This is a genomic window from Gordonia mangrovi, assembly GCF_024734075.1.
In the GTDB taxonomy this organism is placed as follows: Bacteria; Actinomycetota; Actinomycetes; order Mycobacteriales; family Mycobacteriaceae; genus Gordonia; species Gordonia mangrovi.
The window spans coordinates 3,881,970-3,902,137 of record NZ_CP102850.1 but is presented as its reverse complement, the minus strand read 5'-3'; the positions used below and the strand labels follow the sequence as shown (position 1 = coordinate 3,902,137).

At 68.2% G+C, this 20,168-nt stretch carries 17 protein-coding genes; all 17 read right to left on the bottom strand.

Annotated elements, in window-relative coordinates; genetic code table 11:
* Window positions 1-9: 9 nt before the first annotated feature.
* The 17 genes from NWF22_RS17705 to NWF22_RS17625 all read right to left on the bottom strand — a co-directional run bounded on the left by NWF22_RS17705 (window position 10) and on the right by NWF22_RS17625 (window position 20,168).
* Window positions 10-645, bottom strand: a complete 636-nt coding sequence (locus NWF22_RS17705) for a DUF1707 SHOCT-like domain-containing protein (protein ID WP_160903014.1) — start codon at window positions 643-645, stop codon at window positions 10-12.
* A 108-nt stretch (window positions 646-753) separates the two neighbouring features.
* Entirely contained in the window at window positions 754-2,751 is a 1,998-nt protein-coding gene (locus NWF22_RS17700) for a vWA domain-containing protein (protein ID WP_160903013.1), read from the bottom strand.
* A gap of 87 nt (window positions 2,752-2,838) precedes the next feature.
* Window positions 2,839-4,284, bottom strand: coding sequence for a sigma 54-interacting transcriptional regulator (locus tag NWF22_RS17695; protein ID WP_160903012.1), 1,446 nt, complete (start codon window positions 4,282-4,284; stop codon window positions 2,839-2,841).
* A 49-nt stretch (window positions 4,285-4,333) separates the two neighbouring features.
* The gene (locus NWF22_RS17690) at window positions 4,334-4,912 is read right to left on the bottom strand and encodes a maleylpyruvate isomerase family mycothiol-dependent enzyme (protein ID WP_160903011.1); all 579 of its coding nucleotides are present in this window, start codon (window positions 4,910-4,912) and stop codon (window positions 4,334-4,336) included.
* A gap of 2 nt (window positions 4,913-4,914) precedes the next feature.
* The gene (locus tag NWF22_RS17685; protein ID WP_160903010.1) at window positions 4,915-5,409 is read right to left on the bottom strand and encodes an SRPBCC family protein; all 495 of its coding nucleotides are present in this window, start codon (window positions 5,407-5,409) and stop codon (window positions 4,915-4,917) included.
* Entirely contained in the window at window positions 5,406-5,783 is a 378-nt protein-coding gene (locus NWF22_RS17680; RefSeq protein ID WP_160903009.1) for an ArsR/SmtB family transcription factor, read from the bottom strand. Before NWF22_RS17680 ends, NWF22_RS17685 begins: the two co-directional genes overlap by 4 nt.
* A 180-nt stretch (window positions 5,784-5,963) precedes the next feature.
* Window positions 5,964-6,707 carry a sulfite exporter TauE/SafE family protein gene (locus tag NWF22_RS17675; protein ID WP_160903008.1) on the bottom strand — a complete coding sequence of 248 codons (744 nt, stop codon included), beginning with the start codon at window positions 6,705-6,707 and terminating at the stop codon, window positions 5,964-5,966.
* A gap of 12 nt (window positions 6,708-6,719) precedes the next feature.
* Window positions 6,720-8,297: a bifunctional phosphoribosylaminoimidazolecarboxamide formyltransferase/IMP cyclohydrolase gene (purH, locus tag NWF22_RS17670; protein ID WP_160903007.1), complete on the bottom strand. Its 1,578-nt coding sequence runs from the start codon at window positions 8,295-8,297 to the stop codon at window positions 6,720-6,722.
* Complete coding sequence (gene purN / locus NWF22_RS17665; RefSeq protein ID WP_202398802.1) at window positions 8,294-8,872, bottom strand: phosphoribosylglycinamide formyltransferase; 579 nt, start codon at window positions 8,870-8,872, stop codon at window positions 8,294-8,296. The genes purH and purN overlap by 4 nt, the downstream gene beginning before the upstream one ends.
* A gap of 150 nt (window positions 8,873-9,022) precedes the next feature.
* Window positions 9,023-10,471 carry a cell division protein PerM gene (locus NWF22_RS17660; protein WP_233751271.1) on the bottom strand — a complete coding sequence of 483 codons (1,449 nt, stop codon included), beginning with the start codon at window positions 10,469-10,471 and terminating at the stop codon, window positions 9,023-9,025.
* A 225-nt stretch (window positions 10,472-10,696) separates the two neighbouring features.
* Window positions 10,697-11,833 (bottom strand): hypothetical protein, encoded by a 1,137-nt coding sequence (locus NWF22_RS17655; RefSeq protein ID WP_160903004.1) that lies wholly within the window; start codon window positions 11,831-11,833, stop codon window positions 10,697-10,699.
* 132 nt (window positions 11,834-11,965) lie between these two features.
* Window positions 11,966-13,912 (bottom strand): acetoacetate--CoA ligase, encoded by a 1,947-nt coding sequence (locus tag NWF22_RS17650; RefSeq protein WP_258321439.1) that lies wholly within the window; start codon window positions 13,910-13,912, stop codon window positions 11,966-11,968.
* Window positions 13,913-13,944: 32 nt separating this feature from the next.
* Complete coding sequence (locus tag NWF22_RS17645) at window positions 13,945-15,600, bottom strand: AMP-binding protein (RefSeq protein ID WP_160903003.1); 1,656 nt, start codon at window positions 15,598-15,600, stop codon at window positions 13,945-13,947.
* A gap of 26 nt (window positions 15,601-15,626) precedes the next feature.
* On the bottom strand, window positions 15,627-16,493 hold the full coding sequence (locus NWF22_RS17640) for an HpcH/HpaI aldolase/citrate lyase family protein (protein WP_160903002.1): 867 nt from the start codon (window positions 16,491-16,493) through the stop codon (window positions 15,627-15,629).
* Window positions 16,493-16,978, bottom strand: a complete 486-nt coding sequence (locus NWF22_RS17635) for a MaoC family dehydratase (RefSeq protein WP_160903001.1) — start codon at window positions 16,976-16,978, stop codon at window positions 16,493-16,495. Before NWF22_RS17635 ends, NWF22_RS17640 begins: the two co-directional genes overlap by 1 nt.
* Window positions 16,975-18,120: an acyl-CoA dehydrogenase family protein gene (locus NWF22_RS17630; RefSeq protein WP_160903000.1), complete on the bottom strand. Its 1,146-nt coding sequence runs from the start codon at window positions 18,118-18,120 to the stop codon at window positions 16,975-16,977. Before NWF22_RS17630 ends, NWF22_RS17635 begins: the two co-directional genes overlap by 4 nt.
* Window positions 18,120-20,168, bottom strand: coding sequence for an acetyl/propionyl/methylcrotonyl-CoA carboxylase subunit alpha (locus NWF22_RS17625; RefSeq protein ID WP_160902999.1), 2,049 nt, complete (start codon window positions 20,166-20,168; stop codon window positions 18,120-18,122). Before NWF22_RS17625 ends, NWF22_RS17630 begins: the two co-directional genes overlap by 1 nt.

Sequence of the window (20,168 nt, the reverse complement as noted above, 5' to 3'; positions counted from 1 at the left end):
CGCACGGAACTATCGGCGGGGCTCGCGGTCCTTGCGTTTGACCTCGACCGCTCCCATCAACGCCAGACCGACGACACGCACCGTCGGCGCCCCGGGCGCTCCCGGACCGGCCGCACGTCCGCCGAATCCGCCCATGACGGCCCAACCGTTGACATCGACACCCACGTCCGGAGGCACGGTGATGTCGATACCGCCCATCAGTGCGGTGCAGCGAATGGTGAGTTGGGGCGCGGTGAACTCGACCTCACGCAGGTCGATGTCGATACCGCCCATCACCGCGGTGGCGGTGAGGCCATCCCCGACGGGGACGTTGCCGCGCAACTCGGTCCCCGACATCAGCGCGAACCTGTGTTGGATCGGTCGACGACCCGACGGCGGCGCGACACGGCTGACCGTCGTCTCCCCGACGAAGGGCATCGGCACACCGAGTTGTCCCACCGGTAGGTCGTCGGTGAGGGCGTCGAGCTCGCCGAACGTCTTCGCCGCGACGGCCCGGCCGGCGCGCTCTTCGTATTCGCTCAGCGTCAGGCTGCCCCGCTCCACCGCCGCGGAGAGGATCTGATGCACCAGTTCGCGATCGGCGTCCGCCGCACGCAGACGCGCCCGCGCATCGTCGGGCGCCGGAAGGTCGTCGGGAGTGGTCACACCGGAGAGCCTACTGACGATCGCAGCACGCAACCACCCTGATCTTCAGTGTGCATCGTCGGGTCCGACGACAGGGAAAACCCTGAGGACGACCCCGATTCGATCGGCTCAGGCGCGCCGACCGCGCCGCGAACTCAGGTAGTCGCCGACCACGGCGGCACCGAGTCCGTCGATGTCGGGAGCCACCACCCGTCCGCCGATCCGTCGCGCGATCTGGTCCATGAAGTGCGCGAGACCGGGATCTTCGCCGAGCCGGAAGAATGTGACCTGTGCGCCCAGCCGGGCGACATGATCGAGTTCGCGAACCGTCAACGCGATGGTCTGCGGATGCGGCGGGTAGAAGAAGAAGGGCTCGCCACTGGGGTCGAGGTGGGCGGTGGGTTCACCGTCGGTGACCACCAGCACCACCGGTTGGGCATTGGGGAACCGTCGCAGATGCCGCTGCGCCAGGAGAAGTGCGTGGTGCAGGTTGGTGCCCTGTTCCATCCGCGGTTGCAGGCCGGTCAGTTCCGCGATGTCGATCGAGCGCGCGTACCGACCGAACGCGATCAGATGCAACTCGTCGCTGCGGAACCGGGTGGAGACGAGATGGTTGAGCGCGATGGCGGTGCGCTTCATCGGTGTCCACCGGCCCTCCATCTCCATCGAGAACGAGGTGTCCACCAGCAACACGACGGCGGCCTGGGTACGTGCCTCGGTCTCGGCGGTCTCGACGTCGCGCACATCGATCCGCACTCCGGCGCGCGCCATCTCGCCGGCCGCCAGCGTCGGCTCGTCGGTCTCCGAGATGGTCCGCAGCACCGCATTCGACACCGTACGGGTCACATCCCAGGGGTCGGTGTCACCGAACTCCCACTCCCGCGATGCGCCGGTGGGCTCCCCGAGTGCGCCGCTGCGCCGGGTCTGACGGTCCCCCCGCCCCGACAGTTGCTCGGCGATGTCGCGGAAGATCGATTGACCCAGCTGCCGCATGGCCTTCGGGCTCAGCCGGAGTTGCCCATCGGATGTCCGATCGAAGAACCCCTGCTCCGACAACGCCTTCTCGAGCTCCTGCAACGTGCGGACGTCGACCGCAGCTTGATCACCGAGTTGCCGTGCGAGCGCATCGATATCGATGTCGTCCAGCTGCGCACCGGCATACTGCTGGGAGAGCTGCTCGCTCAGCGCCTCGAGTTCGGAGATGTCGCGCAACGCGGCCGCGCCTTCGCCGAGGCCCATCGGCTGGTCGCCTGAGAAGGACTGCGCATCGTCCCAGTCCAGCCCGGGACGCGCTTGGCGTAGCGCCGAATCCATCTGGGCCAGTTGGCTCATGAGGTCGGGCGAACCGAACGCCTGCTGGGCGAGCTGATCGAGTTCGGCGCGTTGCTCCGGAGTCAGCGAGTTGTAGAACTGCTGTGCCGCGGCCGCACGCTGCGCCAGCGAGTCGATGAGTTCCTCGGTGTTGCGTGGGTTCTCCGGGAAGTACTCGCCGTGCTTGCGCATGAAATCGTCGAACTGCTCGGTGGTGTCCGCACCGCGGTTGTGCGCGTCGAGCAACTCGTTGAGGTCCTTGAGCATCTCGGAGATGCGCTGCCGATCTTGCTCACCGGCCCCTTCGAGGGCTTCCTTCATCCCGGCGAAGCGCTGGTCGAGCAGTTCCCGGCCGAGCAGATCCTTGATCTTGTCGTAGTCCTCGCGGGCCTGCGGGCTGCGCCAGTTGTATTCGGACAGTTCCTCGACGGCCTGGGCGGTCGAGGGCGGCAGGCTGCCGATCTGCATCTCGGCGAAGCGCGCGTCGTCGTCGAGGTCACGCGCGAGTTGTTTGCGCTCCTCCAGAACCGCCCGATCGAGCAGTTCGCGGATCTCGCCGAATGTGCCGTCGAGATTGCGCTTCTTGAGCATCTCCTGGCGTCGGCGGTTGACCTGCTCACGCAACCGGTCCAGACCCCGCATGTCCTCCGAACCCCGCCGCAGGAACTCGCGCAACGCGCGCTGCGGCGACGCGCCGGCCATCACGTCGTCGCCGATGTCGCGTAACGCCTCGCGGAGGTCGACCGGTGGTGCGAGCGGATCCGGTCCACCCGCGTAGCGCTGATATCGGGATCGATGAAAAGTTCTGCGGGCCATGGCTTGTGCCCCCTAGGTCAGGGTTGTCGGGATCGCTCGCCCGGATGGCGGTTCGGCGCACTTCGCCGCACGCATCGCCGCCGGGGCTCACCCATACATCGTCTGTCCGGATTCGTCGGCTTCCTTGCCGATGCGACGGGCCAGGAACAGGCCCTCGAGCGCCAACTCCACGGCGCTGGCGCGCTCACCCTCGGCCTCGGCGTCGAGGCGGTCGGCGATCTCGTCGAGAACTCCCGCGGTGGTGTCGGGGTCCGGGATGGAATCGAGGAAATCGTGCGCGGTGACCCGGTCACCGGTGACCACCGGTTCGCCGCTCTCGAGCGCTTCGACCAGCGCCGCCATGTCGATACCGCCGAGGTGCGCGCGGACGGTGTCGGCCACCGACTTGCGCATCAGGTGTTCGAGGATCTCGAGTTCCCGGCCTTCCTCACCGGACTCGAATTCGATCTTGCCGCGCAGCACCTCGACCACCGATTCGAGGTCCACCACGCGCGCCACCGGGACGTCCTCGCCGGTGACGGTGGCGCGGTGCAGCGCGGCAGCGGCCACCGTCTCGGCGCCCGCGATGGAGAACCTGGCGGACACACCGGAACGCTGGTCGATCGACGGGTGATCACGTGCATACCGGGTGAATCGGGCCAGGATCTCGGTGACAAAGGTCGGCACCGACGCGGTCAGGTCGGCTTCCTGCTCGATGACCGCGATCTCGTCGTCCAGTTCGAGCGGGTAGTGGGTGCGGATCTCCGCTCCGAACCGGTCCTTGAGCGGAGTGATGATGCGGCCGCGGTTGGTGTAGTCCTCCGGGTTGGCGCTGGCCATCAGCATGACGTCGAGCGGCAGCCGCAATGTGTAGCCGCGCACCTGGATGTCGCGTTCCTCCATCACGTTCAGCATCGACACCTGGATGCGCTCGGCGAGGTCGGGCAATTCGTTGATGGCCACGATCCCGCGGTGCGCCCGGGGGATCAGTCCGAAGTGGATGGTCTCCGGGTCGCCGAGGCTGCGACCCTCGGCGACCTTCATCGGGTCGATGTCGCCGACGAGGTCGGCCACCGAGGTGTCCGGCGTCGCGAGTTTCTCGCTGTAGCGCTGGCTCCGATGACGCCATTCGATGGGCAGGTCGTCGAGCAGGTTGGCCGCCTTGCGGATCGACGCCGGAGTGATCGGCTCATACGGATGTTCACCGAGGTCGGCACCCGCGATCACCGGGGTCCACTCGTCGAGAAGTCCGACGAGGGTGCGCAGGATGCGCGTCTTGCCCTGTCCGCGTTCCCCGAGCATCACGACGTCGTGTCCGGCGATCAGGGCGCGCTCGAGTTGCGGGATGACCGTCGCCTCGAAACCGACGATGCCCGGCCACGGATCGCGGCCCTCGCGCAAGGCGGTGAGCAGATTGTTGCGGATCTCGTCACGCACGCTGCGCTGGATGTGACCGCTCGCGCGCAGTTCACCCAGGGTACGGGGCGATGGGTGGCGGGTCTCGGTGGTCTGGGAGGTGTGGGCGGTGAAGTTCTCCTCTGGCACCTTGTCCACGGTACTCCGGTGGCCGCCGAGCGCACGGGCGGTTGTCGCGCCCGTGCGCTCAGGACGCGGGCCGCCAGGCGGGGTCGCGGCCGATGAAGCCGATCAGTCTGCTGACCGCGTCGGCGTCCGCGGCCACCGGCACCGCCGGTCCGTACTGTCCCGACGATCGCAACAGGTCCTCGATGCCGGACATGCCGTCGAGCAACTGTTCGGCGAACGCCGGGTCGAGGTCCGCCGTGCGCCCGGAGGCCGCCGCGAGATCCCACGTGTGCATGAACACGTCGGCGGTGTAGAAGCGGTCGACAGCATCGGCGAGCCGATGCTCACCGGCCATCGGATGGCGGAACGTGTCGTCGGCCGCAGGCCCGTCGAGCAGGGCCTGCACGGCCGCACTGTGCGCCCGCCAGGCCACGGCCGGGTCGTCGGCCACCGGCGGGGCCGGCGGCAGTCGGACTCCCCCACCGGCGAGGAAGCCGCCGAACCACTCGACCAGATGGGCGACGACGTCGCGCGCCACCCAGCCGTCGACCGGCGTCGGCGCATCCCAGTCCGTCACGGCGGCAATCTCGTCGGCGAAGCCGGCGGCGACGACCCGGTGCCGCTGGGCGGGGGTGAGGTCGCCGATGGAGATGGCCATGGTCAGACCTCGCCCGAACCGAGCAGTGCGTCGAGTGCGGCGTAGCCCTCGTTCACTCCGACGTCCATCCCGGAGGCGAGCCAGCCGTCGCGCGCTTCGAAACTGTCACAGAGCGATTGTGCGTGCAGGCGCGTCGTGCCGTCACCGAGATCTTCGAGCCACAGGGTCTCCAGAGCCACGTGGTCGGGCATCCCCTCGAAGGCGAAGGTCTGCACGATCTTGTCGTCGGAGACGGTGTGGAAGCAGCCGCGGAAGCCGAATTCCTCGTCGCCACGCGAGGACACATACCGCCAGCTTCCGCCGTCGCGGACGTCCCAATCGATGATCCGGTTGTCGATGGAGTCCGGCCCGACCCATCGGACGAAGAGCTCCGGATCGGTGTGTGCCTTCATCAGCTGGGCCGGTGTGCCGCGGAAGTCCCGGGTGATCCGGATGATCGGGACCTGCTGATCCGCTTCGATCGCCGCCTCGCGGTAGCGGGTCTGTACTGCGCTCATGACGCCTTCCCTTTCTCGGTGGTGTTGTCGTCCCCGCCGGTGCGCATTGCGGGTCCGTCGTTCATCTCCTCCAGCAGCCGGTCGAGGCGCTGGTAACGCTCCTCCGCCTGTCGGCGGTACCGCTCGATCCACTTGGTCATGAGGTCGAACACCTCCGCTTCCAGGTGGACCGGACGGGTCTGCGCCTCCCTGGTGCGGGTCACCAGGCCGGCGTCCGCGAGCACCTTGAGGTGTTTGGACACCGCCTGGATGCTCACGTCGTAGGGCTCGGCGAGCTGACTGACCGTCGCATCCGAGACCGCCAGCCGCGCAACCATGTCGCGTCGCGTCGGATCCGCGAGTGCGGCGAACACCCTGGACAACTCGTCGGCCACTCGTCCTCCTCAACCATTCGGTTGAATACGACTGTGCGCCGTCGCGGAAGCTTTGTCAACCCCCTGGTTGAATACGATCCCGGACGCTCTGTGCGCCATCGGCGGGATTCTGGTTGTCATCGGCGGGATTCTGGTTGCCATCGGCGGGATTCTGGTTGCTGTCGCGCCGGAACGGTGACGTCAGCCGAGCGCGAGCCAGACGGCGAGTCCGAGCCCACCGATCCCGACGACGATCCGCAGCGGTTCGGCGGGGAGGCGTTTGACCACCGGCGGACCGCACCAACCGCCGGCCAGACACCCGATGGCCATGGCCAGTGCCGCGGTCCAGTGCACCGGGCCGAAGATCATGAATCCCACTGCGGCGACGGTGTTCGCGATGCCCAGGAACAGCGACTTCGACAGCGCTGCCCGCCACAACGGTTCGCTGGTCAGCACCAGCATCAAGGCGAGCACCATGATCCCGGCACCCGCACCGAAGTAGCCGCCGTAGATGGAGATCAGCACCAGACCGAGCAACCACACACCCGGCCGGTCCTGATGACGTGTCGCCCAACGGCGCAACACCGGTTGTCCCAGCAACGCCAGCGCGGCCAGCGCCACCAGGAACGGCACGATGGCCTCAAAGGCGTCGGCCGGGGTCAGCAGCAGAGTCACCGCGCCGATCGCCCCGCCCACCAGAGACGCCACCGCACCCCCGATCAGGCGACGACGATCCCCGTCGAGCAGTACCCGACCGGACTGGCCGGTGCTGCCGATGCCGACGGCGACCAACGACACCGTGTTGGTGACGTTTGCCGCGATGGGGCTCAGCCCGACGGCAAGCAGCGCGGGATAACTCACCACCGACGCGAGGCCGGTGATGTAGCCGATCAGACCGGCCGCGAATCCGGCGACGATCAGGAAGGCGACGTCGGCCGGGCTCACCGGCCGACGAACTCAGTGCGCGAAATGGCGTGCACCGGTGAGGTACAGGGTGACCCCGGCCTCCGACGCGGCCTCGATCACCTCGTTGTCGCGGATCGAGCCGCCGGGCTGGACCACCGCACGTACCCCGCCGTTGAGCAGCACCTGCAGACCATCGGGGAACGGGAAGAACGCGTCGGAGGCGGCGACACTGCCGGACGCACGATCGCCGGCCCGGTTGACGGCGAGGTGGGCCGAGTCGACCCGGTTCACCTGTCCCATACCCACTCCGACCGAGGCGCCGTCGTGCGCGAGCAGGATGGCGTTGGACTTGACCGAGCGGCATGCGCGCCAGGCGAAGAGCAGATCGGCGAGGGTATCCGGGTCGGCCGGCGCGCCGGCCGCCAGCGTCCAGTTCGCCGGATCGTCGCCCTCGGCGTCGAGCACGTCGCGCTGCTGCATCAGCAGGCCGCCCGAGATGGGTCGGGTCTCGACCCCGGCGCGCGGTGGCGCCGTCGCGGTGAGCACACGGATGTTCTTCTTGCGCGTCAACACCGAGAGGGCGCCGTCGGCGAAGCCGGGCGCGATGATCACCTCGGTGAAGATCTCAGCGACCTGCTCGGCCATCTCGACGGTGATCTCGCGGTTGGCGGCGATCACACCGCCGTAGGCGCTGACCGGGTCGCAGGCGTGGGCCTTGCGATGCGCGTCGGCGATGTCGGCGCCGACGGCGATGCCGCACGGGTTGGCGTGCTTGATGATCGCGACGGCCGGAGCGTCGAAGTCGTGCGCGCTGCGCCAGGCGGCGTCGGCGTCGGTGTAGTTGTTGTAGCTCATCTCCTTGCCGTGCAACTGCTCTGCGGACGCCAGGCCGCCGCCGGTGCCGGCGATGTAGAGTGCCGCCGCCTGGTGCGGGTTCTCGCCGTAGCGCAGCACGGCCGACCGGTCCCAGGTCGCCCCGACCCAGTCGGGGAAGGTCGACGAATCGGTGGCCGGCGCCACCACGCTCGACATCCAGGAGGCAACCGCCACGTCGTAGTCTGCGGTGTGGCGGAAGGCTTTTGCGGCGAACTGCTTGCGCTCGGTGAGATCGAATCCGCCGGCGCCGACGGCGTCGCGAACCCGGTCGTAGTCGGCGGGGTCGACGACCACCGCCACCGACGGGTGATTCTTCGCCGCCCCGCGCACCATCGACGGGCCGCCGATGTCGATCTGTTCGACGCACTCGTCCGGGGCGGCACCCGAGGCGACCGTCTCGGTGAACGGGTAGAGGTTGACGACGACGAGATCGAACGCGGCGACACCCAGTTCGGCCAGCTGCTCGACGTGGCCGGCCTTGCGGGAATCGGCCAGGATGCCCGCATGCACCTTGGGGTGCAACGTCTTCACCCGGCCGTCGAGGCACTCCGGGAACCCGGTGAGCGCCGACACCTCGGTCACCGGGACACCCGCGTCGGCGATCTTCTTGGCCGTCGAACCGGTGGAGACGATCTCGACATCCGCTGCGTGCAACGCGGTCGCGAGTTCGTCGAGGCCACTCTTGTCGTAGACGCTGACCAGCGCGCGACGGATGGGCCGGCGGGTGTCGTCGGCGGGGCTCTGTGGGTTCACGGGATGTCGGCCTTTCGTCCGTCGATCACTACACCTTTGGTGACCAGGTTCGTCACCACGTCGGCGAGCAGCTCACGCTCCACCGATTTGATTCGTTCGTGAAGAGTGTCCTCGGTGTCGTCCGGGCGGACGGCCACCGGTTCCTGCGCCAGGATGGGGCCGGTGTCGACGCCCGCGTCGACCAGATGCACCGTGGTACCGGTGACCTTCACACCGTGGGCCAATGCGTCGGCGACACCATGGGCACCCGGAAACGAGGGCAGCAGTGCTGGATGCGAATTGACGATTCGTCCGCCGAACCGGGACAGGAAGTCCGGCCCGAGGATCTTCATGAAGCCCGCGGTGACGACCCAGTCCGGCTCGAACGCGGCCACCTGTTCGGTCAATGCCGTATCCCAGGCTGCTCGGTCCGGATGGTCACCGACCCGGCAGTCGACCAGAGGGATGTCGTGGCGGTGGGCGATGTCGGCGGCCGGACACTGCCGGTCGACGACGATCCCGACGATACGGTAGGGCGCTTGCCCTTCGGCCCGACCGATCAGGGCGGCGAGCAACGATCCGGCGCCCGAGGCCATCACGACGATCGGCACACGGTCCGAGGAGGGTACGCGAACTGCGGACTCCGATGGCCCTGCAGCTGCGTTCACACATGGGAGCCTAGTGGTCGGCACCGATCCGCTGGTGGCCGGGGTTCTCGGAGCAGACGCGTCGCGGAGCGGAGATCGTCAGCGGGGGTCGGCCGAGTACTCGTCGGCGTAATACACGTCGGAGTCGTCGACGCCGTACTCCTCGGGGGGACGTCCGACCGCGTCGTGCTCGATCGTCGCCGACTCGACCATGTCGTCGCCGTCGGCTGCCGTACCGCCGCGGTCATCGTCGTCGACATACCCGTCTGTCCCGAATTCCTCGGTGACGTACTCCTCCGGGTAGTAGTCGTCGGTGAGGTACTCGTCGGTGAGGTACTCGTCGTCGTAGCCGTCGTCCTGGTCGAGGTCGTACTCATCGAGGCCGATGAGAGCGGCCGCGCGGCGTGCGTGGCGGGTTCCCGGCAACGCCGCGTAGATCAATCCCACCACGAGACCGACCACCACGAACCAGCCGAGGGTGAACACACCGACCGTCGGCATCGTGACGCCGGTGCTGCCGAACTCGCCGAGCTCGCCGCCGGCCAATGCACACAGGATGACCATCGCGGTGGCTGCCACGGCGCCGGCCAGTGCCACCGACCGCAGGTTCGCCAGCGGGTCGATGTCACGACAGCGCAGGCCCACCACCACGGCAATCGATGCCGGCACCACGAACCCGAGCAACCCCATTGTGCCGACGCCCGCGTCGGGGAGGACGCCGAGCAGCGGCAGGGGCGGGACCGGACCGCCCTGCACGTCGACGAGATCGACAGCCGCGGCGCCGACATGCACGTCGGCACCGATGAGCACGGCGGCGGCGGCGACGATCACATTGGGCAGATACAACAACGACAACACGGTCAGTCCGAGGTAACCATCTAAATCGTTGCCGCCGGCGATGAGGTCGCCGACGGTCTCCCAGCGCATCGCCAGCCGTACCACCACTACAGCGGCGGCAGCGGTGAGCAGGGCGATCACGCCGGCGGCGCCGTAGCGCATCCCACGTCGCACGGACGCGGGGACGGCGAGCCGATCGCAGATGTCGGTGCGACGCCGCCAACCGATGCCGGCGATCGCGGCGCCACCATGGATGCCGAGGGTGGCGGCGAAGGCGACCAGCGCCGGCGGGCTCTGCAGCGGCAGCACCGACGTTCCGTCCATGACGACCGCCAGCGACAATGCGGTCACCAGCAGCGGTCCGCCGAGTGCCGAGAACAGTACCGCGATCAATTCGCTCGTCGGCCGTTGCGGTCCCGACGCCGACGCTGCCATTCGCGCGGTGCCCACCGCGATGAGAATCGTCGGCAGCAACGGTAGGACACCGATCGTGACCCCGCTGATCGTCACCGGCACCTGATGAATCGCCAGCCACATGCTGCCGACCGCCGGGCCGAGGCCCTCGAGGCCGCTGCCCGCGAACAGCAGAACGGTGAGGGTGGCCACCGCGATCGTCAACATGGTGACGACCGGAACCGCGAACGCCACCACGATCAGTTCCCGCGCCGACCCTTCGGTCACCGACCCTTGCGCACGGTTCAGTTGCCGCATCTGTCGCAGACGCGACGCTAGGCTCTCGGCTGTCGGTGGCATCGGCTATGAGCCTGACACGGGACCAGACGCACGCCGAGCAGACGCGCCGCGTGAACCTCAGAAAGCGACAGACGCCTCAGCCGTCGCAGCATCGTCGTGACCAGAAACGACGTGTTCAGACCGGAAACGACGTGATACCCCGCCGGATGGACGGGGCATCACGCACTTCACGAGACCGGCGGGTCAGTGGCCGCCGTGTTGTTCGGGTCGATTGATCTTTGTCGTCGCGTCGGGGCCCTCCGCGGCCGGCGGGTAGCCGGCCGACGAGCCACCGGCGTCTGCGGCCCCGGCGGCCGGGGTGTAGGGCTTCGCCTCCGACACGGCGCCGCCGGGCGAGGTCCCGCTTGCGTGAGCGGGTGTCGACGGGCTCTGCGTGTAGGCGGACGGATCGTAGGTGGGCTGCGGGGCGGCGCTCGCGCCGGCAGTCGCGCTGCCGTATGCGGAGGCCTGGGCGTCACCGAACGCCGTGGTCTGCGGTGCAGACGTCTGCGGGCCGGTCGTGGGCGCCCCGGCCGGCTGTGCGGCGGCGGCGCTGGAGGCGTCGGACGACGCGACCTTCATGATCTCCACGGCGACGAGCAGCCAGAACACCGCGAGCCCGGCGGCGATGATGCTCAGCGTCAGCTGGGCGTAGTCGACACCTGAGTTGGTGATGATGCCGGCGCCCTCGGAGGCGGTGTAGCTGACGTCGTAGATCTGGGTGATCGCCGTCGCGACCGCCGCAGCCGCGACCACCGGGACCACGACCTTGGCCTGCACCTTGGGCAGCAACGTCAGCAGCGCGAGCAGCGCGATGAACACCAGGTACGGAAGGTAGGAACCTCGGTTCCAGAAACTGACCAGGGCGTCGACGCCGGCGACCGCAGCGATGGCGACGGCGAGCAGCTGGCCGATGTTGGCCGGCAGACCCTGACCCGCCGGTGTGGGCGCGCCGTATCCGGGCCGGCCATATCCCTGGGGGTACTGCTGGCCGTAGCCCTGCTGCGGATACTGCTGGGTCTGACCCGCGTATTGCCGGCCGTACGGGGATTGTTCCTGCCCGTAGCCCTGCTGCCCATATCCCTGCTGGCCGTACCCCTGCTGGCCATACCCCTGTTGGCCGTAACCCTGCTGGCCGTAGCCCTGCTGGCCATAGCCAGGCTGCCCGTAGCCCTGGTGGCCGGAGCCCGGCTGCGACTGTCCCGCCTGCTGACCGTAACCGGGCGCGCCCCCCGGCTGGCCCTCGGTGGCGCCTTGGCCGTAGTACCCCGGATATCCCTGCTGGCCGTATCCCGGCTGCTGGCCCTGCTGGCCGTACCCGCCGCCTTGCTGGTAGGTCATCGCATCTCCTGCTCGGTCGTCTTCGCCCCCGCGGTGAGCGCGTGTCGCGCCCCACGCTAGTACATGCCCGAGCCGTCACCGGGCGGCGTGTTCACTCCCTGGCCGCACCTCCGGCCGATCAGCCCTGATCGGCTACCAGCGGTGGGCGCGGCCCTGGTCGGCGTACCAGTCGATCAGCCCGAAGTCGTCCACCGACTTCGGGTCGATGGAGACCTCGGCGCGTCCGGCGAGGATGCCGGTGACCGGTACCTCGAGCTTCTTGCCGGTACGGGTGTGTGGGATGCCCGGCGCCTCGATGACCTCGTCGGGGACGTGTCGTGGCGACAGTCGGGACCGCACCTCGGACGCGATGCGTCGGCGCAGATCGTCGTCGAGGGCGGCACCGGGCACCAGGGTGACGAACAACGGCATCCAATACGCGCCGCCCGGGCCGTCGACACCGAGCACGAACGCCTCGGCGACCTCGTCGATGCCCTCGACCACCTCGTAGATGTCGGCAGATCCCATGCGGATACCGTGGCGGTTGAGGGTGGCGTCGCTGCGCCCGTGCATGATCAGCGAGCCCCGATCGGTGACGGTGACCCAATCGCCGTGGCGCCACACCGGCGCGTCGTCCGGGGAGTCCCATTCGTGCTCGAAGTACGCGCGGCGATAGCGCACGCCGTCCGGGTCGTCCCAGAAGGACACCGGCATCGACGGCATCGGCGCGGTCACCACCATCTCCCCCACCTCGTCGATCAGGGGTGTGCGATCGGGCGCCCAACTCTCCAACGCGACACCGAGGTAGCGGACCGACAGCTCACCGGCGACGACCGGCACGTCGGTGGACCCTCCGGCGAACGCGGTGACGACGTCGGTGCCCCCACTGATCGACGAGATCGGCAGTCCCGCCTTGACGTTCTCGTCCACCCAGGTGAACAGGTCGGCGGCGAGCGTCGATCCCGTACTGCCCACGGTGCGCAGGGCCGTGAGGTCGTGTTCCTTGCCCGGGACCAGGCCGGCCTTGCGGGATGCCTGCAACTGGCCCGGGCTGGTGCCGAAGTAGGTGACGCCTTCGGACTCGACGAGCTGCCACAACCGGTCGGCATCGGGAAACAACGGTGATCCGGAGTAACAGACGATGCGCGACCCGCAGAGCAGACCGGCGACCTGGAAGTTCCACATCATCCAGCTCAGCGCCGTCTGCCAGAAGAAGACGTCGTCGGCGCCCAGATCGCCGTGCAGACCGGCCGCTTTGAGGTGCTCGACGACGACGCCGCCGTGGCCGTGCACGATGCCCTTGGGTTTGCCGGTGGTACCGGAACTGAACAGCACCCAGAGTGGGTGGTCGAACGGGACCGGCTGCGGTCGCAGGGCAGAGCCGTCGGCAGCGCAGGCATCCGCGTAGGCGATCCGCCGGATGCCGCCGGCAGACCGCGCTACCGGAGATGCGCCGACCACGACGTGGGCCACCAGTTCCGGGAGCAATCGTGCGAGTTCGTCGCTGTCGGCGGACTTGTCCACCACCTTGCCGCTGTAGCGGTAGCCGGCCGCGCTGACCAGCACCTTCGGCTGCAGTTGCGCCAGTCGTCCGGCGGCCCCCTCGGGCGCATAGTCCTGACCACAGCCCGACCAGATGGCACCGACATGTGCCGTTCCCAGGAAGGCGACCACCGCCTCCGGGATGTCCGGCAGGTAGGCGGCGACCACATCTGCGCGTCCTACGCCGAGGTCGGTCAGGGTCTGCGCGAACCCGGCGGCGGCGTCGGCCAGTTCGGCCCAGGTGAGTTCGGTACGTCGGCCGTCCTCATCGAGGCCGACGACCGCGGCGCCGGGGCGTTCGCGGTGGCGCAGCACGGCAGACACGTAGTTGAGCGAGATGTGCGGAAACCATTGCGCGCCGGGCATCGACGCATCCTGCAGGACGTCGGCGTCGGTTGTCACCGGCGGCGCGTCCACGGCGATCGCGCCGAGGTCGTAGAAGTCCCACACCGCCCGCCAGAACGCCGCCGGCTCGTCCACCGACCACTGCCACAGCGATGCGTAGTCGTCGATCGTGCGATCTGTGCGATCACCGACGAACCGGGTGAACGCCTGGATCTGCGTCTGGCCGGCCCGGGTGTCGATCACGGTCACCCGCGCCGCTCCGCCGCCGACCCGATGCCGAGGATCTCGACGGCCTCCGCGCGCATCTCGACCTTGCGCACCTTGCCCGTCACCGTCATCGGGAACTCCTTCACCACATGGACATACCGCGGGATCTTGTGTCGCGCGATCTTCCCGTCGGCGAACGCCCGAAGGTCGTCGGCGGTGAAATCGGTTGCGTCGTCCCGCAAGCGGACCCACGCCATGAGTTCCTCGCCGTATTTCTCATCGGGTACGCCGATGACCTGGGCATCCAGGATGTCGGGGTGGGTGTAGAGGAATTCCTCGATCTCGCGCGGGTAGATGTTCTCGCCGCCGCGGATCACCATGTCCTTGATCCGGCCGGTGATACGCACGTAGCCGTTGTCGTCCATCACCGCCAGGTCACCGGTGCGCATCCAGCCCTCGTCGTCGAGTGCTTCGGCGGTCTTCTCCGGCTCGTTCCAGTAACCCTTCATCACCGAGTAACCCTTGGTGCAGAACTCACCGGTCTCACCGCGTCCGACCGTGTTGCCGGTCACCGGGTCGATGACCTTGATCTCCAGGTGCGGACCAACCCGCCCGACGGTGCCGACCCGCAGTTCCAGCGGATCGTCGACCCGGGTCTGCGTGGAGACCGGGGAGGTCTCGGTCATGCCGTAACAGATCGACACCTCACCCATGTGCATACGGTCCACCACCTGCCGCATGGTGTGCTCGGGGCACGGCGACCCGGCCATGATGCCGGTGCGCAGACTCGACAGGTCGAATCCGTGCTCGTCGCCGCGTTCGTCGAGCAGCGCGAGTTCGGCGATGAACATCGTCGGCACGCCGTAGAGGCTCGTGCACCGATGGTCCGACACCGCCGCGAGGGTGGCCTGCGGGTCGAAGGCCGGCGCCGGGATCACCATGGCCGCACCATGACTGGTCGCCGCCAGGTTTCCCATCACCATCCCGAAGCAGTGGTAGAACGGCACCGGCAAGCAGATGCGGTCGGACTCGGTGTAGTCGAGCAGCTCGCCGACGAGATAGCCATTGTTGCCGATGTTGCGATGAGTCAGCGTCGCCCCCTTCGGGAATCCCGTTGTGCCCGAAGTGTATTGGATGTTGATCGGGTCGTCGGGGTCGAGCGACGCGGCGATCTGCGCCAGCCGCTCGGCTTCCTCGGCGGTGGGATCGTCGAGCAACTGCGTCCATTGCGGCGACTCGAAGAGCACCACCTCGCGCAGCTCCGGGCAGCGCGGGCGCGCCTCGGCGAGCATCGACGCGTAGGCGGAATCCTTGAATCGCTCGGCGGCGAACACCACCGAGGTACCCGACTGTGTCAGTGCGTACTCGATCTCGTTCTGCCGATAGGCCGGATTGAGATTGACCAGTACGGCGCCGATCTCGGCAGCTGCATACTGGGTCAGCACCCACTCCGACCGGTTGGGCGACCACAGTCCCACGCGGTCACCCGGGTTGACGCCGAGGCGCAGCATGCCGGCCGCGAGTGCACGCACGTCGTGGTGAAACTCCGTGTAGGTCCACTGCCGCGACGTCGGCGCATCGATCAGGGCGTCGTTGTCGCCGAACGACGCCACGGTACGTGCCAACGTGGCACCGATGGTCTCGGTGAGCAGTTCGGGTGTGTTCTCTCCGCGTGCATACGCCGGTAGCGTCATGATGGGCTCCGATTCTTCGCGGGTGGTCACTCTGATTGGTCCGGCACGTCGCCGCCGGCTCCGGCGCGGGTGAGCACGACCTCCGCCTGGCGCAGGACCGGGCCGTCGATCATCTGTCCGTCGAGCTTGAACACACCGCCGGCGTGCTCGGCCGATCCGTCCACCACCCGCCGCGCCCAGTCGACCTCATCGTCGGAGGGCCGGTACCCGGCGCGGATGTGGTCGACCTGGGAGGGGTGGATGCAGGCGGTGGCGGTGTAGCCGAGGGCGACGGCGTCCCGCACTTCGGCGACCAGGCCGGACACGTCGTCGATGTCGAGGTGGACCGAGTCCACTGCGAACTTGCCATGCGCGGCCGCGGCGATGCGCACCGTGGACCGCACCCACCGTGCGACGTCGCGATACTGACCGGCCCGCTCCTCCCCCGGTCCGAACCGGCTCGATTTGCCACCGAGCCCGGCCACGAGATCCTCGGCACCCCACATCAGGCCGATGCAGTTGACCGCCGCGGCGATCTCGTTGACCCGTGTCGCGCCCAGGGGTGTCTCGATGAGCGCCACCGTCTGCAGCGCGGTGTCGATGATGGAATCGACGTCCTCGGCCTTGGCCTGCATCACCACCCGATAGTTGGTCTCCACCACGGCGGCCAGATCCCGCCGGTAGTCGCCGGTACCGGCCGGATTGATCCGCACGATTGTCCGGTCGGGATCGATCGGGTTCGCGACCAGCGCCTCCCGGGCGGTCACCCGATTCTCCGGGGAGACGGCATCCTCGAGGTCCAGGATCACCACGTCGGCGCGGTCGAGGGCTTTCTGGTAGCGCTCCGGACGGTCGGCCGGACAGAACAGCAGTGCCGGTCCGGGCGGTGTCCAGGCGTTCGCGAATTGCATCATCACTCCGTTGGCTGTCGTCGCACCAGCGTGGCCCGAGCGGCGCGCGCAACGACCTCGCCGTGCTGATTGCGTCCGATGTGAGTCAAGTTCACCACGCCTTCACCGGGCCGCGATCGGGATTCACGTTTACCGGTGCACTCGGTCTCGGCGTAGAGGGTGTCGCCGGCGAACAGGGGCGCGGGGAAGGCGACCTCGCTGAACCCGAGGTTGGCGACCAGGGTGCCCTGGGTCAACTGTGACACCGACAGCCCGACGATCGTCGACAGCGTGAACATCGAGTTGATCAGTCGTTGACCACCAAATCCGGGTTGCTGCGCCGACCACGCGGCGTCGAGGTGCAAAGCCTGCGTGTTCATCGTCAACGTGGTGAACAGGACGTTGTCGGCCTCGGTGACGGTGCGCCCCGGACGGTGCTCATAGATGGCGTCCTCGGTGAACTCCTCGAACCAGAGTCCGCGTTGGACGATCCGAGTCGATTCGCTCATGCGAAGCCCAACTCGCGCGCGATGAGCATCAGCTGCACCTCGGTGGTGCCCTCACCGATCTCCAGGATCTTGGAGTCGCGGTAGTGCCGCGCCACCGGGTACTCGTTCATGAATCCGTAGCCGCCATGGATCTGGGTGGCCGTCCGCGCGTTGTCCATCGCGGCCTCGCTGGAGATCATCTTGGCGATGGCGGCCTCCTTCTTGAACGGCTTGCCCGCCAACATCTTCGCGGCCGCGTCGTAGTAGGCGGCGCGCGCGACGTGAGCGCGGGCCTCCATCCGGGCGATGGCGAAGGAGATGGACTGGTACTCGCCGATGGGTTTGCCGAAGGACTGCCGCTCTTTGGCGTACTTCACGCTCTCGTCGACGCACCCCTGCGCCGCCCCGGTCGCCAGGGCGGCGATGGCGATGCGCCCTTCATCGAGGATGGAGAGAAAGTTCCCGTATCCGCGTCCGCGTTCGCCGAGCAGGTTCTCCGCGGGCACGCGTGCGTCGGCGAAACTCAACGGATGCGTGTCGGAGGCATTCCAGCCGACCTTGTTGTAGGCGGGTTCGGGGGTGAAGCCCGGGGTGTCGGAGGGGACGATGATCGTCGAGATCTCTTTTCGCCCGTTGTCTTTCACTCCGGTCACCGCGGTGACCGTGACCAGCGACGTGATGTCGGTGCCCGAGTTGGTGATGAACTGCTTGGCGCCATTGATGATCCAGCTGTCACCATCCCGCTTGGCGGTCGTCGCCGTGGCGCCGGCGTCCGAACCCGCACCGGGTTCGGTGAGCCCGAATCCGGCCAACGCCCGGCCCGAGGTGAGGTCCGGCAGCCACTTCTGCTTCTGCTCTTCGGAACCGAACTTGTAGATCGGCATGGCGCCGAGGCCGACGCCGGCCTCCAGTGTGATGGCCACCGACTGGTCCACCTTGCCGAGTTCTTCGAGCGCCAGGGCGAGAGCGAAGTAGTCGCCGCCCATGCCGCCGTATTCCTCGGGGAACGGCAGGCCGAACAAGCCGATCTTGCCCATCTGGGAGACGACTTCGTACGGAAAGCTGTGTTCTTCATCGTGTTTCGCCGACACCGGCGCCACCACCGACTGCGCGAAATCGCGCACCGTGTGGATCAGATCGGTGTGGTCCTGACTGAGTTCCATCAGTTCTCCTTCTGCACATCTGCCAGCGCCTGACCGGCCGCGACCTTGTCTCCGACGCGGACAGAGACCGCGACGACACCGTCGATCGGTGCGGTGAGCGTGTGTTCCATCTTCATTGCCTCGACCACGACGATCGGGTTGCCTGCCGCGACGGTGTCACCGGCGGTGGCGGGTACGGCGACCACGGTGCCCGGCATCGGGCTCAGGATCTCCCCGGCGTTGTCGGCCGCCGCTTCGTCGAGCAGCGGACGCGCGAGTTCGAGTTGCCACGTACCGTGCGGCCCGGACACCCACCAGGTCCCGTCGATCTCTGCTTTCGACCAAGACTGACTCACGCCGTCGATGATCAGACGGCGGGTTCCGTCGGCATCCGCTGTGCCGCGCCGTATCCGGCGGTATTCGACGTCGGCGTCCCAGTCACCACGGTCCTGTTCCTCGTAGGTGACCCGCGCCCGACCGGACACCGCGTCCTCGGTCGCCGCGGTCACCGCGATGCCGACCGTGAAATGCTGCCCGCCCCAGGTGAGCCGGGTGACCACCGGTTCGATTGCACCGATCCGCCAGCCGACCGCCGACTGCCACACGTCACCGCGGTCGCGGCTACCTATCCGGGCGACCGCCGCCAGCACGAGTGCTTCGGGTTCCGGTTCGGCGACCGTGTAGTCGACGACGAGCCGGTCGAGCAACTCGGTGTCGAGTTCGGCGTCGCGAACCTCCGGACGCGCCAACACGAAGCGGCAGAAGTCGACGTTGGTGACCACCCCCAGCACCCGGGTGTGTGCGAGCGCCTGATCGAGCCGTTCCAGAGCCTCCTCGCGGTCACGACCGTGCGCGATCACCTTCGCCAGCATGGGATCGTAGTCACTGCCGACCACCAGCCCCTCGGCCATCGCCGAGTCGACACGGACGCCGCTGCCGGGCCCGGTGTCGGGATGAACCAGGCGCGTGATGGTGCCGCCGGTGGGCAGGAAACCGTTGGCGGGATCCTCGGCGTACACCCGGGCCTCGATCGCGTGACCGGTCAGTGCGATGTCGGCCTGGGTCAGGGCGAGGATCTCACCGCGCGCCACCCGGATCTGCTGTTCCACCAGGTCGACGCCGGTGACCAACTCGGTGACCGGGTGTTCGACCTGCAGCCGGGTGTTCATCTCCATGAAGAAGAACTGGTCGGGCCGGTGTGCGGAGACGATGAACTCCACCGTGCCCGCGCCGGCATAGCCGACACTGCGGGCGGCGTCGCAGGCCGCCTCGCCGATGCGGGCCCGGGTCTCGGCGTCGAGTAGCGCCGAGGGCGCCTCCTCGATCACCTTTTGGTGGCGGCGCTGCAGGGAACACTCACGTTCGCCGAGATGGATGACGTTGCCGTGCTCGTCGGCGAGGATCTGCACCTCGATGTGACGTGGGGTGTCCACGAAGTGTTCGAGGAACAGGCTGTCGTCGCCGAATGCGGAACCGGCCTCGCGGCGGGCGCGCTGCAGCGCCGCGGGCAGGTCGGCGGCGTCGGTGACCCGATGCATGCCCTTGCCGCCGCCACCGGCGCTGGGCTTGATGAGGACGGGGAAGCCGATGGCGGGGGCGGCGGCGACGAGATCGCCGTCGGACAGGCCCGGCCGTGACACACCGGGCACCACCGGCACATCCCGTTCGGTGACTGCGGCGCGTGCGGTGATCTTGTCACCCATCGTCGCGATCGCCTCGGCGGGCGGCCCGATGAAGACGATCCCGGCGTCGTCGAGGGCGGCGGCGAACTTCTGGTTCTCCGAGAGGAAACCGTAACCGGGGTGGACGGCGTCGGCGCCGGTGTCGAGGGCGGCACGCACCACCGCGTCGATGTCGAGATAGCTCTGGGTCGCGGCGGCCGGGCCGACCCGCACGGCGACGTCCGCCTCACGGACGTGCCGGGCGTCGGAATCGGCGTCGGAGTAGATCGCGATGCTGCGGATGCCCATGCGGCGCAGGGTGTCGATGACGCGGCAGGCGATCTCGCCGCGATTGGCGATCAGCACGCTGCGGATCGGCCGGGAGGAGTTGGGGCTGGTCTGATTCAT

Excerpts from the sequence above, each read along its gene's own strand:
- NWF22_RS17635 (WP_160903001.1), bottom strand. The coding sequence starts at position 16,978 with ATGAGCGAATCGACTCGGATCGTCCAACGCGGACTCTGGTTCGAGGAG.
- NWF22_RS17655 (WP_160903004.1), bottom strand. The coding sequence starts at position 11,833 with ATGACCTACCAGCAAGGCGGCGGGTACGGCCAGCAGGGCCAGCAGCCG.
- NWF22_RS17645 (WP_160903003.1), bottom strand. The coding sequence starts at position 15,600 with ATGACGCTACCGGCGTATGCACGCGGAGAGAACACACCCGAACTGCTC.
- NWF22_RS17640 (WP_160903002.1), bottom strand. The coding sequence starts at position 16,493 with ATGATGCAATTCGCGAACGCCTGGACACCGCCCGGACCGGCACTGCTG.
- NWF22_RS17625 (WP_160902999.1), bottom strand. The coding sequence starts at position 20,168 with ATGAATCAGACCAGCCCCAACTCCTCCCGGCCGATCCGCAGCGTGCTG.
- NWF22_RS17685 (WP_160903010.1), bottom strand. The coding sequence starts at position 5,409 with ATGAGCGCAGTACAGACCCGCTACCGCGAGGCGGCGATCGAAGCGGAT.
- NWF22_RS17660 (WP_233751271.1), bottom strand. The coding sequence starts at position 10,471 with ATGCGGCAACTGAACCGTGCGCAAGGGTCGGTGACCGAAGGGTCGGCG.
- NWF22_RS17690 (WP_160903011.1), bottom strand. The coding sequence starts at position 4,912 with ATGGCCATCTCCATCGGCGACCTCACCCCCGCCCAGCGGCACCGGGTC.
- NWF22_RS17700 (WP_160903013.1), bottom strand. The coding sequence starts at position 2,751 with ATGGCCCGCAGAACTTTTCATCGATCCCGATATCAGCGCTACGCGGGT.
- purN (WP_202398802.1), bottom strand. The coding sequence starts at position 8,872 with ATGGCCTCGGGCGCCGGATCGTTGCTCGCCGCCCTGATCGGTCGGGCC.
- NWF22_RS17630 (WP_160903000.1), bottom strand. The coding sequence starts at position 18,120 with ATGGAACTCAGTCAGGACCACACCGATCTGATCCACACGGTGCGCGAT.